Here is a 13157-nt window from a genome sequence, read left to right on the forward strand (position 1 = left end):
TAAAATTCGTTCTGTTTTTTTAAGAGTATTCCATTTTTTGCTTTCTAAAAGAGGCTGTTTTTGCCAAATATGTTATAATTAAATTGACATCGATTGCTGTAAACCGCTCTAAAAGTTAGGATTATAATAATAAAGCTGAAAAAAGTTTATTTTTTTTGAAGCTTAGCAATCAAGGCATCTTCGATTGGCGCTTTTATTTTAGTAACCGAATCAACTTCTTCATTTGGAATTGTCATTGATAATACATAATGCTGGATTTTCCATTCTTTTCCAATTTTGACCAAAACACCAGAACCACGGCAAATTTTCATTTGAGTATTCAGCAATTCATCAAACCAGGCAATTGTTCCTGTTTTATCAAAAAATATATGACGTTCCAGAGCAGTGAAATTCCACGTTTTTCCTTTGTCGAAATGTGGTTTTGCCCAAACTTTAAAATCCTTTTTGGTCCAGTTTTCGGTAGGATCAGTTCCAATGAAAATCGCATCATCGGCCATTAAAGCAAAATAGGGTTCAAATTTAACGTCGGCGGCAGCTTTGTGCCAAGTATCTAAAGTTTGGTTGATTTTGTCTTTGTCAGTTTGAGCATTCGCAAAAGAAACAACGAATAATAGGAGTAGAATAGTTTTTTTCATGAGATAGATTATTTAAGTTTAAAGGTAAGAATCATTTTGGACAAGTAAAATTTGCGTGAAAAAAACTTTGAAATCGTTGTCTTTATGAGGGAAAATGTCTGTAAAACTTAAATTGTCTTACATTACTTATATGGTTTAAAATTTTTATATTTGAGAGCTTTAAAATACCACAATTATGAATCCGAAAATCATTATAAGTTCGTTGGCTTTTTCGTCTTTGCTTTTTATTTCTTGTAAAAAGGAATTAGAGCCACAGCAAAATACAGCAACATCAGAATTGGTTCGACTAGGACTTGCAAAAGATACTACAAAACCTGCTACGGCTGCGCCAGTTGTACAAACGCAAACCGCAAATCCAAATACAGTTTTAGGAGAAACGAAAGGATTAAATCCTGCTCACGGTCAGCCCGGACATCGTTGTGATATTGCCGTTGGAGCGCCACTGAATTCGGCTCCACCGCAGCAAGGTCAGGTTGTCGCGCAAGCGCCGCAAATGGTACAGGTAAATCCGAATCAGAAAAATGTGGTAACGACAACAACAACTCCTGTAAAAGTAGCAAAAGGCATGAATCCGCCACACGGACAATCAGGTCACAGATGTGATATTCCTGTTGGAGCTCCTTTGAATTCTCCAGTTGCAAAACCTGCTGCAACAAATACAGCACAAAGCGGAACCGCTTCAAAATCGTTTACTGTAACGCCGCCAGCAAATAATCCAACTCCGGCTTTGTTAAGCACAGAAACAACACCAACAGTAGCAGAAGGAATGAATCCGCCACACGGACAGGCAGGACACAGATGCGATATCGCCGTTGGAGCGCCTTTACCGAAATCGTAAAGAAAGTGACAAAGTAACAAAGATACAAAGTGACAAAGGTTCATAGGTTTTAAGCTTTGTCACTTTGTATCTTTGTCGCTTTGTGCCTTTTCCGAATAAATAAAAAAAGACGCTTCAATTCGAAGCGTCTTTTTTTATTTATTCGGAAACCTAATATTCTTTTATTTTTTCGAAGGTTGTAGTTAGTGATTTTTTGATTTTGCTTAAAGCACCGCTAAAAGCTTTTTCTAATGTGTCGGCGTGTTCTGTTACAGTGATTGGCTGTAATTTTTGAGGACGAACTTCGATTACGCATTTTTTGTCCTGCAAACTAAATTTCTCTCCATTTTCATCCCCAAAGTGAACTTCAATGCGGGTAATTTTGTCTTCAAAACGTGCTAAACCTTTTTCTAATTCTGCTGAAAAGTAGCTTTCTAATCTTGCGTGTCCATCAATGTTTTTGTCGGTGTTGATTTGAATCTTCATAATGGTTTAAATTTTATGATTGTCTCTCAAAGCTATCTTTTTTGACGGAAAAAGACAAGAGAGTTAAGGAAAGATTATGAAAAGTTTAGAAGATGATTAAGTAGTATTGTTATTGACTAAATATTATCATTCAATTTTTTTAATTTTTAATTTAATTACATGATCACATCCTTCACATTTAAGAAAACTATTGTTATCGACAAACATATCAATCTCAATTTCATAATCACAAATTGGACAATTGTAAATTATATCGATAAGTTTAAAAGGAGGATTTAATACAGTTGGAATTTCTAGAATTGAATATTCGATCATAATTTTATCAATATTTTCTAATTAGTGAATTTGATATAATCATATATGAAATCGTTTATTTGTTCATCTTCTGGATCAAATTTTAAAACAATTCTTGAGCATAAAACATCAACCCAATTTTTAATTTCTTCTACTGAATTAAGATTATGCAAAAAATCTAAAAGTTTGTTTTCAATATTGAAATCGTCAATAAATATTGAAATATCTTCTTTAAAACTGTCAGCATAATTTTTAACGGGCTGAGATAAATAGTTTTCTAAAAAATGTATTTTATCGTTTAAACTTAACATAAGAATTTTATTTCAAATATAAGAAAAAACCCGACTATACTCCGTTGTTTTAAAGTCTACATTTTGCAACTTTTGTTAGTATGGATATTAAGCAAAAATTCGGACTCAAAATTAAAGAGCTTAGAAAACTTAAAGGTTTATCTCAAGAAAAACTTGCAAACTTGGCTGAGATTGATCGGACGTATTTACCAACGATTGAAAAAGGGGAAAGAAATGTTTCCATTGAGGTTGTTGAAAGATTAGCGAGAGCACTAGAAGTACATATAAAAGATTTGTTCGATGAATAGGTCTTATTACTCGAATTCGATTAATGATTTTATTGCTGAAAATCATGATAGTATTTACGGAAAGATATCAGGGAATTATGATTTAAACAAATTGACTATACAGCAATCTAATGCTTGGCAAAGTCAAATTAAAATTTTAAAACAGACAATCTTAGATTTTAATGGAAAAGTCTATTTTGAATTTACAATTCCGCGAATGGGTAAAAGAGTTGACAATATTTTAATTATTGACAATTGTATCTTTGTTTTAGAATTTAAGATTGGCTCAAATGTATATGATAAATATGCAAAAGATCAGGCTTTCGATTATGGATTAGATTTGAATAATTTTCATGAGGGTAGTCATAATAAAATCATTATTCCCATTCTAATTGCTGACAAAGCAATTAATGTAAAAAATATCTACAAACAGAGTCTCGATAATTTATACGAAACAATTGTAGCGAATGAAAATAATTTATCAGAAGTAATATTTGAAACTTTAGAAGAATTTAGAAGTTTTGAAATTATAAATGTTGAAAATTGGGAAAATTCAATATATAAACCGACACCAACAATTATTGAAGCTGCTACAGCTTTGTATAAAAAACATAATGTTTCTGAAATATCAAGAAGTGATTCAGGAGCGGAAAATTTGTCTGTAACATCTGAATGTATTTCTGAAATTATAGATTATTCGAAAAATAAAAGTAGAAAATCAATATGTTTTATAACTGGAGTTCCTGGCGCAGGAAAAACATTAGCAGGATTAAATATTGCCAACTTACGTTCTAATTATGAGGAAGAGGAACATGCTGTTTTTTTGTCAGGTAATGGCCCTTTAGTAGATGTTTTGCGAGAAGCTTTAGCAAGAGATAAGGTTAAAACCTCTAAAGAAGAAAATTTAATTATTAAAAAATCTTCGGCAACTTCTCATGTAAAATCTTTTATCCAAAATATTCATCATTTTAGAGATGCTTCGATAAAAGATGAAAAAGCTCCAATCGAAAAAGTTACCATTTTTGATGAGGCTCAAAGAGCGTGGACTAAAGAGCAAGCTTCAAACTTTATGAAAAGAAATAAAGGGATTTCAGATTTTGATAAATCGGAACCAGAATTTTTAATTGAAGTAATGGACAGACATAAAGATTGGTGTACAATTGTTTGTTTGATTGGAGGAGGACAAGAAATTAACACGGGAGAAGCTGGTTTGGAAGAATGGATTAGACCATTTTCAAATAAGTTTCAAGATTGGGATATTTATTATTCTTCTAAAATTGTTGAAGATGAGAATTATATCAAAGATAAAGAAGCTTTGGTAGTTTTAAATGATAAAAAAGCGATAAAAAAGGATAAGTTGCATTTGTCCGTTTCGTTAAGATCATTTAGAAGTGCAAAATTATCTAGCTTTATTCAAGAAATAATAAATAATGATATTGAAAATGCTAAAGAAATCTATAAGTTGTTTATTAAAAAAGATTACCCAATTAAAATAACTCGTGATTTAGATAAGGCAAGAAATTGGCTAAGAATTTCAGCAAATGGTTCAGAAAGATTTGGAGTTATAGCATCTTCTGGCGGAATTCGTTTAAAACCTTTCGGATTAAATGTGAAAGCAAAGATCGATGCGCCAATATGGTTTCTTAATGATGAAAATGATATTCGCTCATCTTATTTTTTAGAAGAAGTTGCTACAGAGTTTGATATTCAGGGATTAGAATTAGATTGGACATGTGTAGCTTGGGATGGAGATTTATTTTATAATGATAATCAATGGAATTATAGAAAATTTAAAGGAACTAAATGGCAAAATATTAATAGTGTTGAAATCATAAACTATCTGATTAATTCTTATAGAGTTTTATTAACTAGGGCGAGACAAGGTATGGTGATTTATATTCCTAATGGAAATAATGAAGATATCACACGACCAGAATTTATGTATGATGGAACTTTTGAATTTTTTAAATTATTAGGAATTGAAGAAATTTGATTTCTAATAAATTACTACCTTTCCTTCTCCTTTTTCCCCTTTTTAATCTTCATCTTCCCATTATCATCATATGCCACTAAACGTAAAATAATACCTTTTTCTCGAACAGCATCACGTTCCGCTTTAGTGGCGAGTTGAGCATCGTTCTTAGAATTTCGGAGTGGGATTGTCAGGGCTAAATTCGTGCCTCGTCCAAAGGAATAAACACCTTTTGCATCAAGATTTAAAACACTCGAACTGATCGTTAGTTTGTTGACATCGACCAGTTCACCACGCAATTTAAAATCGCCGGACAAATCGCTGAATGTAATATTCTTGACATCGCGAAACGGAAAAGCATATTTTCCCACTTTCATAATAGGCTCAAAGTTGACCAAAGCGCCCTGAGTAACATTGAACACTAAACTTCCGTGTGTAGAGTTAGTTATGAGTTCGCCATTGCTGTTCATTAAACCGGTAACATTGGCGGAACTGGTGAGTTTTCCGTGAATATTATTTGGCGTAAAAGATTTGATTCCGAAGTTGTTGAACGATTTTAAAAAGCTCGCAATATCAACCCGATTTACCTGCGCGTTAGAACCAAAAGCGAAATTTTTTCCGCTTGGCGAAACTTCCGCATTAAAAGCAATGCTGCCTCCTGATGTTTCCAGCGAACCATTTTTTATAACCAATTTAGAATTCAGCATTTGGATTCTTGCTGTGGTATTTGTGGCTGTGAGTTTATTGTAGGTTATTTTATCAGCTTTGATGTCAATTACGACCGAACATTTTTCGATTACAGTTCGCAAGTGATTCGAAATAGTTGGTTTTTTATTGGTTTTTGCAACGGTTTGCTTTTTGGAAGAAGCCAAAACACCTAGAAATTGTTTGATATCGATATTCGGGCAATAAATTTTCCAATTTACCACCATTTGTTCCGGTGCATCGTAATAAAGATTGAGGAAATTATCAATTTTACCTTCAATATAAATCGTGTTTTTCTTGTGTTTGTAGGCGATTTTTTTAATCAGCAAAGCTTGTTGTGTAAACTCAAGCTGTATATTTACTTTTTCGGCATGAACATTCTTCGGAATAAAATCAAATGAAGTATTGGTTACGTTTACATTTCCAATAAATTTTGGCTTAGTGATATACAAATCCACAATATCAAACTGAAATTGCAAGTTGGCTGTAGCGTGTCCTTCAGTAAATTGAATCCATTTGTCATTGCTGATTTCGTTGAGTTTGCTGACATCAAAATCAGAACTTACAGTTCCTGTCGCAAGCGGTTTTTCGAGATTATTGATCGACAATTGCGGAATCTTCAACGGAATATTTTGATAAGTTGCTGAAAATCGGGTCAAAATTACAGCCGAATTGGCATCGGTGAAACCTTCTTTCGGTTTGAAATTATTGGTAAAAATTCCTTTAAAATTACAATCATTCAACTGTCCGTCGGGAATGCTCAATTCGTTGTCTTTAATAATGGCCTGAACGACAATTTTCGGATCACCTTCGGCATTCAAATCGCCTTTTATGTCACAATTTACGTCAATTGGCTTTTTTAGATTAAAGCGATTGAGTTTTGAACTGATGTTTCCCGACAATAAATTAGAAGCATTTTGCCATAAAATAGTTGTTCCAATATTAATTCCGAACAAAGAATTGTTTTTTTCCAAATTGAAGAAAGCCACAATATCAAAAGAATCAGTTCCAATTTTCAATCCGTCTGTTTTAACGTCGATTTTTTCTTTTTCAGCATTAAAAGAGACAGCCAATGTTCCTTTGAGGCGTTTTTGTTTGGCAAAACTTCCGTGAACGGTATTAAAAGCAAGACTGTTGATTTGAGTATCCAGAAAAAGATCGGTTTGCCAATTGTCGCCGTCATAATTTACTTTTGATTTTAAGCTGGCAACATCAAAATCAAATAATTTGTGTCCAACGTGATTGTCTATCGTAAACCGAACATTGTTGAGGTCAATCTGTCCGATTGTGGTTTCGGGTTTCTCTTTGTTTTCGGGTGTTTTTTCCTTTTTTGGTTTAAAAATATTGGAATTTGAATAACCATCTGGCGCTTTGTAAATGTAAATTTGAGCGTCGTTAATGAGGACTTTATGAATGTTGATTTCTTTTTGAAGCAAACTCACAACGTTTAAGCGCACTTCGATTTCCTGCGCTTTCAGCAGAGTATGTTTGTGCATATCCCATTTATTGTCTTTTAGCTCGACATCTTTTAAAGCCAAAGTAAAATTGGGAAAACCAGTCAAAAATTTATACTGAAAATCGCCAATATGAAACTTTCCATTTATGTTTTCGTTGATTTTGGTGTTGATTTTAGCAATGATTTCGGTTTTGTTTCTGTTGAAATAAATCGACAAACCTCCGCACGCAATCAGCAAAAGCGCTATTACTCCTAAAATAAAAAATCCAAAACGCTTGGCATATTTTTTAAAACCAGCCGATTGCAAAAAGACTTTTATGCGATGTAAAGTTTCTTTCATCTGGAAAATTTTAATGGTTGATTAAAGATACTACAAAAAACAATCATATTTAAATTTCTGATTTTCAAATTACTGCAATGTTGAATCTACGATATCAAACTTAAATTTATGATATAATTATTTACAATACTTTTATAATCAAAACTAATTTATGAATGGTGTTTGATTAGTTTTTAATTTTTAACTTTGTACCTCAGTTTAGGAAATAACAAAAAACGGGTCTCTAGGGACTAAAGCTGAAATAACATTTAAAGACAAATTATTATGGCATTAGCAATAACAGATGCTACTTTTGACGAAGTAGTTTTAAAGTCAGATAAACCAGTAATGGTAGATTTTTGGGCAGCATGGTGCGGTCCTTGTAGAATGGTTGGTCCAATCATTGACCAATTAAGCGACGAGTACGCTGGTAAAGTAGTTGTTGGTAAAGTAGATGTAGATGCTAACCAAGAATTCGCTGCAAAATATGGTGTGCGTAACATACCAACCGTTTTGGTGTTTCATAACGGTGAAGTAGTAGGAAAACAAGTTGGAGTAGCTCCAAAACAAACCTACGCAGATAGTTTAGACGCTTTGTTGTAATCGTAAGATTATGATTTATATAAAGAAGGTTTGGCGAAAGTCAAGCCTTTTTTATTTTAGTTTTTTGCCACGAATTTTGCGAATTTTCACAGATTTAAAATCCTTTTAATCTGTGGCAAAATTTAAATAATTACTGCAAAATTTTCTCAAAAAAATATTCAATATAGCCCGTGGTTTCAACCACGGGAAACGCATTGTGTTAATACAATATGTCCCTGCGGTTGAAACCGCATGCTATATTTTTCAAGCAATCAATCTCTTTGTCAAAGGCACAACGGATTTTCGTTAAATCTGTGGCAAAAAAATAAGCTTGAATTTTAATTAGTGGAAATTCGTGCAATTCGTGGCAAACTATTTTTTATTTTTAACAAATCTTATATTCCTTGAAAATGAAAATTCTTCACCGCTTTTTTGCCTTTTTTATAATCACGACGATTGGTTTTTCTCAATCGAAACCAAAAGAAAGTTTTAGTATAGAAAATGGCGTTTCAGAGCAATTGGCTCAATTTCGTAAAAAACAAATTTCAGATGTTCAATACGAATTGTCTTTTGAAATTCCGAATAAGAAAAACGAAGAGATCAATTCAGCTTTAACGGTAAATCTGAATTTGTCAGACGTGCGCCAACCTCTTGTTTTTGATTTTAAAGAGAAATCTCAAAATATAAAATCAGTTTCGGCAAATGGGAAAAATATTGCAATCATTCATGAAAACGGGCATATTGTAATTCCTGCTGAAAATTTAATTTCAGGAAAAAATGCCATTTCGATTTCCTTTATTGCCGGAAATTTGTCTTTAAATCGAAATGATGATTTTCTATACACTTTATTAGTTCCGGATCGCGCAAGCACTTTATTTCCGTGTTTTGATCAGCCAGATATCAAAGCAACTTATAAACTTAGTCTTTCTGTTCCAAAAGATTGGACGGTTTTGGCTGGCGCCGATGTAAAAGAGAAAGTCGAAAAAGGCGATTTTACTTCGTACACTTTTGGAGAATCGGATAAAATGAGCACGTATTTGTTTTCGTTTGTAGCAGGAAAATTCAAAGGCGTTACGGAAAAACCAGGTTTAGAAATGACAATGCTGTATCGAGAAAATAATGAAGAGAAAATAAAAATAAGCACTGATACAATTTTCAATTTACACCAGCAATCTTTAGACTTTTTAGAAAAATATACCAATTATAAATTCCCTTTTCAGAAGTTGGATTTCGCTTCAATTCCGGTTTTTCAATATGGCGGAATGGAGCATGTTGGCGCAATTCAGTACAGAGAATCGACTTTGTTTTTAGACAACAGCACAACTGACAGCGAAAAATTAAACCGCGCAAAATTAATCGCACACGAAACTTCACATATGTGGTTTGGCGATTTGGTAACGATGAAATGGTTTGATGATGTCTGGATGAAAGAGGTTTTTGCCAACTTCATGGCAGACAAAATCATGAACCCGATTTTTCCGAAAATCAATCATAATCTGCAGTTTTTCAGTACGCATTATGCCAGCGCTTACGCGGAAGATCGATCTTTAGGGACACATCCAATAAGACAGCATTTGGCAAATTTAAAGGATGCCGGTTCGCTTTACGGCGCGATGATTTACAACAAAGCGCCGATTATGATGCGTCAGTTAGAAGCTTCAATGGGAAAAGAAGCTTTCCAAAAAGGAATTCAAAAATACATTCAGAAATACGCCAACGACAATGCCGATTGGAATAATCTGGTAGAAATTCTGGACGCCGAAACGCCTTTGGATATGAAGAAATGGAGCGAGGTTTGGGTAAACAAATCCGGAAGAGCTATTTTCTCAGATAAAATTGAATATGATGCTAAAAACAAAATCAAGAAGTTTGAAATTTTCCAAAAGGCAGAAGATAAATCCAATAATATTTGGCCTCAGATTTTTCAGATTGGTTTAGTTTATTCCAAAGAAGTAAAAGTTTTATCGGTCAATATTAAAGATAAAAACCTGATTGTAAAAGAAGCTATCGGACTCGAAAAACCGCTTACTATTATTTACAATTATAATGGTTTTGGATACGGCGTTTTTCCGCTTGACGGGAATAATTTAAATTATATTGCTGTGTTAAAAGATGAGGTTGCTAGAGCTTCGATCTACAGCAATCTTTATGAAAATGCACTGATTGGAAATATTTCGCCAGAGAAGGCATTTGATTGTTTTTTTAAAGGAATCCAAACGGAAGAAAATGAATTGGTTTTACGAATTGTTTCTAATAATTTGAATACTATTTATTGGAGATTTTTTACTGAAAAACAACAAAATAAAGTTCAGAGACAGCTTGAAGATATTTTGAATGAACGTTTGCAAACCAATTTATCAGCGAATATCAAAAAGACATTATTCGGATTGTTTAGTTCGATTGCGTATTCAGATTCGGCGAAAGCCAAATTATATCAGATTTGGAATAAGGAAGTTGTAATTCAGAATTTGAAATTGAACGAAGATGATTTTACCAATATGGCAATGAATCTGGCGATTTTCAAACATGAAAAAACCGATGAAATTTTAGAGAAAACAAGAACGACAATAACAAATCCGGATAAAAAGAAGCGATTTGAATTTTTGCTTCCATCATTATCAAAAGATGAATCCGTTCGAAATGCCTTTATAGAATCGTTAAAAGACGATGCCAATCGTGAAAAAGAAGCATGGGTTTCTGTGGGATTGGCGAATGTAAATCATCCGCTTCGTCAGGAAAGTGCACAAAAATATATTAGATTTTCACTAGATTTGGTAGACGAAATTCAGCGCACAGGAGATATTTTCTTTCCGAAAGACTGGTTGGATAATACAGTTGGAAGATATTCGTCGAAATATGCTTTTGATGAAGTACAGCGATTCTTAAAAGAAAACCCTAATTTTAGTCCGATCTTGAAGCGTAAATTATTTATGGCGACAGATTTGCTTTATAAAGCGCAAAATATTAAAAAAGAAACCGAATGAAAATTGAATCGGAAATAGAGAAAGTCTCCAGTTTTCAGCATCTTGAAATGCTGGCAAATCAGGTTGTGGAAGGTTTTATATCCGGAATGCACAAGAGTCCGTTTCATGGATTTTCGGCCGAATTTGCCGAGCATAAAGTCTATAATGCAGGCGAAAGCACCAAACATATCGATTGGAAATTGTTTGCCAAAACCGATCGTTTGTACACGAAACGTTTTGAGGAAGAAACCAATTTACGTTGTCATTTGATTGTAGATAATTCGTCGTCGATGCATTATCCTGAACTCAAATCGAATCAGCCTTTTTATGAAAAGAAGATTGGTTTTGCCGTTTTAGCTTCGGCAGTTTTAATGAATATTTTAAAGAAACAGCGCGATGCTGTTGGTTTGAGCGTTTTCTCAGATAAATACGAATATTATGCTCCGGAAAAAGGAAGTGACCGTCACCACCGAATGCTTTTGAATAAATTGGAAGAATTATTAGTTCAGCCAAAAGTCAAAAAAACGACCGACACGATTACCTATCTGCACCAAATAGCAGAGAAAATGCATCGCCGTTCTATGATTATTTTGTTTACCGATATGTTTCAAACGGAAGATGAAGAAAAATTATTCAACGCTTTACAGCATTTAAAACACAACAAGCATAAAGTAGTTTTGTTTCATGTGGTTGATAGTCAAACCGAAATGAAGTTTGATTTTGATAATGCACCAAGAAAATTCATTGATTTAGAATCGGGAGAAGAGGTTTCAATTTTTGCCGATAATGTAAAAGCAGAATATGAAAAAAGGGTAGAAGCCTATTTTAAAAACCTGGCTCTAACCTGTGCGAAGAACCAAATTAAGTACGTTCCGGTAAATGTCGGCGATAACTTTGAAAAAATATTGACTACTTATTTGGTTGAAAAACAAAACTTTGGATAATATTTTAAAGAAATATTTAATTTTTTTTACAAAAACACTTGCAGAAACGAAATTCTGTTATATCTTTGCAACCGCAATAACGCAGAGGTTTGGTAGTTCAGTTGGTTAGAATACATGCCTGTCACGCATGGGGTCGCGGGTTCGAGTCCCGTCCAGACCGCAATATTGGGAAAAGCCTTTCTATTAAGAAAGGCTTTTTTGCCCAAAAACGGTATCTAAGATTAGTTGTGTTGTTTTGCTACGACTTTGTAACTCGTAGCTGGTTTAGTAGTTAGACCAATGAAAAGCTTTCCACTTTTGTGGATGGCTTTTTTGATTTAAGACACTTTTGGATTTGTTTAAACACGATGAAAATTTTACCACGTAGAGCACTAAGATTTACGCAATCCCGATAGCTATCGGAAGCAAAGATATTTTTTAAAGAATACAAAGTTCGCAAAGCTTAAAATTGATTAAGCTTTGCGATTTTTTTTGCTTAATTCTATTCTAACGTACAGTTTGTCATTCTGAGGTACGAAGAATCTCCACAAGTAACTCTACAAAGATTTTCTATTTATAATATTAAAATTTAGCCCGTGGTTTCAACCACGGGAACACAATGTAATATATACATCTCCCGTGGTTGAAACCACGGGCTATATTTAGCAAAATGATAAGATGTTTTTATGTACAAAACCTTTGTGTTTGATAAAAAGAAAGAAACTTCTTCTTTTTTGATTTGAAAGTGAATTTTTAAAATATTGGAATTTAACCAATTAAAAATTTCTCAATTTTTATTCTTAAAAACGCTTGCAGAAACGAAATTCTATTGTATTTTTGCACTCGCAATAACGCAGGGTTTGGTAGTTCAGTTGGTTAGAATACATGCCTGTCACGCATGGGGTCGCGGGTTCGAGTCCCGTCCAGACCGCCTAAGTTTGTAAAATGCCTCTCATTACGAGAGGCATTTTTTTTACATTAAATTTTGATTTATGTTTTACGTTTATATAATTTATTCTAAAACTTTTGATGTTTTTTACAAAGGGTTTAGTGAAGATGTTGCTCAAAGATTATTGTATCATAATGAGAATAGAAGCAGATATACTTCAAATAAGGGACCGTGGGAGTTGGTTTATTCAAAAGCATTTGAAACTAAAAAAGAAGCTTTGGTTGAAGAATTGAGATTGAAAAAGTTAAATAGAAAATCACTCGAAGCTTTAATTAAGGAGTATAAATAAAAAAGGTAAAGTAGGTTAGAAGACATGTCTGTCATCTCGTCTAGGGACGAGACGGGTTCGAGTCCCGTCCAGACCGCCTAAGTTTGTAAAATGCCTCTCATTACGAGAGGCATTTTTTTTTACATTAAATTTTGATTTATGTTTTACGTTTATATAATTTATTCTAAAACTTTTGATGTTTTTTACAAAG

General features: G+C 33.3%; 11 protein-coding genes and 2 tRNA genes. 9 read left to right on the forward strand and 4 right to left on the reverse strand.

What is annotated here, in order from left to right:
• Positions 1 to 146: 146 nt before the first annotated feature.
• On the reverse strand, positions 147 to 635 hold the full coding sequence (locus ACWA1B_RS03955; RefSeq protein WP_456904554.1) for a nuclear transport factor 2 family protein: 489 nt from the start codon (positions 633 to 635) through the stop codon (positions 147 to 149).
• Between the two features lie 175 nt (positions 636 to 810).
• On the opposite strand from ACWA1B_RS03955, the gene ACWA1B_RS03960 reads away from it, so the two are divergent.
• Positions 811 to 1473 (forward strand): hypothetical protein, encoded by a 663-nt coding sequence (locus tag ACWA1B_RS03960; RefSeq protein ID WP_456904555.1) that lies wholly within the window; start codon positions 811 to 813, stop codon positions 1471 to 1473.
• A 150-nt stretch (positions 1474 to 1623) separates the two neighbouring features.
• Here ACWA1B_RS03960 and ACWA1B_RS03965 read toward each other — a convergent pair whose 3' ends face one another.
• Both ACWA1B_RS03965 and ACWA1B_RS03970 read right to left on the reverse strand, forming a co-directional pair.
• Entirely contained in the window at positions 1624 to 1938 is a 315-nt protein-coding gene (locus tag ACWA1B_RS03965; protein ID WP_035646011.1) for an HPF/RaiA family ribosome-associated protein, read from the reverse strand.
• A 332-nt stretch (positions 1939 to 2270) separates the two neighbouring features.
• A complete protein-coding gene (locus ACWA1B_RS03970; RefSeq protein ID WP_456904556.1) occupies positions 2271 to 2543 on the reverse strand; it encodes a hypothetical protein in 273 nt (90 codons plus the stop codon).
• An 80-nt stretch (positions 2544 to 2623) separates the two neighbouring features.
• Here ACWA1B_RS03970 and ACWA1B_RS03975 point away from each other — a divergent pair, with 80 nt between their 5' ends.
• Positions 2624 to 2830, forward strand: a complete 207-nt coding sequence (locus tag ACWA1B_RS03975) for a helix-turn-helix domain-containing protein (protein WP_456904557.1) — start codon at positions 2624 to 2626, stop codon at positions 2828 to 2830.
• Positions 2823 to 4802, forward strand: a complete 1980-nt coding sequence (locus ACWA1B_RS03980; protein ID WP_456904558.1) for a DUF2075 domain-containing protein — start codon at positions 2823 to 2825, stop codon at positions 4800 to 4802. Before ACWA1B_RS03975 ends, ACWA1B_RS03980 begins: the two co-directional genes overlap by 8 nt.
• A 14-nt stretch (positions 4803 to 4816) precedes the next feature.
• On the opposite strand, the gene ACWA1B_RS03985 is transcribed toward ACWA1B_RS03980, so the two are convergent.
• Positions 4817 to 7282: an AsmA family protein gene (locus ACWA1B_RS03985; RefSeq protein ID WP_456904559.1), complete on the reverse strand. Its 2466-nt coding sequence runs from the start codon at positions 7280 to 7282 to the stop codon at positions 4817 to 4819.
• A 264-nt stretch (positions 7283 to 7546) separates the two neighbouring features.
• Here ACWA1B_RS03985 and trxA point away from each other — a divergent pair, with 264 nt between their 5' ends.
• The 6 genes from trxA to ACWA1B_RS04015 all read left to right on the forward strand — a co-directional run bounded on the left by trxA (position 7547) and on the right by ACWA1B_RS04015 (position 12967).
• Positions 7547 to 7864, forward strand: coding sequence for a thioredoxin (gene trxA / locus ACWA1B_RS03990; RefSeq protein ID WP_012023423.1), 318 nt, complete (start codon positions 7547 to 7549; stop codon positions 7862 to 7864).
• A gap of 389 nt (positions 7865 to 8253) precedes the next feature.
• Positions 8254 to 10827 carry a M1 family aminopeptidase gene (locus ACWA1B_RS03995; RefSeq protein WP_456904560.1) on the forward strand — a complete coding sequence of 858 codons (2574 nt, stop codon included), beginning with the start codon at positions 8254 to 8256 and terminating at the stop codon, positions 10825 to 10827.
• The gene (locus ACWA1B_RS04000; RefSeq protein WP_456904561.1) at positions 10824 to 11750 is read left to right on the forward strand and encodes a DUF58 domain-containing protein; all 927 of its coding nucleotides are present in this window, start codon (positions 10824 to 10826) and stop codon (positions 11748 to 11750) included. Before ACWA1B_RS03995 ends, ACWA1B_RS04000 begins: the two co-directional genes overlap by 4 nt.
• Before the next feature lie 86 nt (positions 11751 to 11836).
• Positions 11837 to 11910, forward strand: a tRNA-Asp gene (locus tag ACWA1B_RS04005).
• A 676-nt stretch (positions 11911 to 12586) separates the two neighbouring features.
• Positions 12587 to 12660, forward strand: a tRNA-Asp gene (locus tag ACWA1B_RS04010).
• Between the two features lie 61 nt (positions 12661 to 12721).
• Complete coding sequence (locus tag ACWA1B_RS04015; RefSeq protein ID WP_456904562.1) at positions 12722 to 12967, forward strand: GIY-YIG nuclease family protein; 246 nt, start codon at positions 12722 to 12724, stop codon at positions 12965 to 12967.
• Positions 12968 to 13157 lie beyond the last annotated feature (190 nt).

This window comes from Flavobacterium xizangense (assembly GCF_054075145.1).

Bases quoted from the DNA above. Each gene is read 5' to 3' on its own strand.
- ACWA1B_RS03995 (WP_456904560.1), top strand. From the start codon at position 8,254: ATGAAAATTCTTCACCGCTTTTTTGCCTTTTTTATAATCACGACGATT.
- ACWA1B_RS03965 (WP_035646011.1), bottom strand. From the start codon at position 1,938: ATGAAGATTCAAATCAACACCGACAAAAACATTGATGGACACGCAAGA.
- trxA (WP_012023423.1), top strand. From the start codon at position 7,547: ATGGCATTAGCAATAACAGATGCTACTTTTGACGAAGTAGTTTTAAAG.
- ACWA1B_RS03980 (WP_456904558.1), top strand. From the start codon at position 2,823: ATGAATAGGTCTTATTACTCGAATTCGATTAATGATTTTATTGCTGAA.
- ACWA1B_RS04000 (WP_456904561.1), top strand. From the start codon at position 10,824: ATGAAAATTGAATCGGAAATAGAGAAAGTCTCCAGTTTTCAGCATCTT.
- ACWA1B_RS03955 (WP_456904554.1), bottom strand. From the start codon at position 635: ATGAAAAAAACTATTCTACTCCTATTATTCGTTGTTTCTTTTGCGAAT.
- ACWA1B_RS03960 (WP_456904555.1), top strand. From the start codon at position 811: ATGAATCCGAAAATCATTATAAGTTCGTTGGCTTTTTCGTCTTTGCTT.
- ACWA1B_RS03975 (WP_456904557.1), top strand. From the start codon at position 2,624: ATGGATATTAAGCAAAAATTCGGACTCAAAATTAAAGAGCTTAGAAAA.
- ACWA1B_RS04015 (WP_456904562.1), top strand. From the start codon at position 12,722: ATGTTTTACGTTTATATAATTTATTCTAAAACTTTTGATGTTTTTTAC.
- ACWA1B_RS03970 (WP_456904556.1), bottom strand. From the start codon at position 2,543: ATGTTAAGTTTAAACGATAAAATACATTTTTTAGAAAACTATTTATCT.
- ACWA1B_RS03985 (WP_456904559.1), bottom strand. From the start codon at position 7,282: ATGAAAGAAACTTTACATCGCATAAAAGTCTTTTTGCAATCGGCTGGT.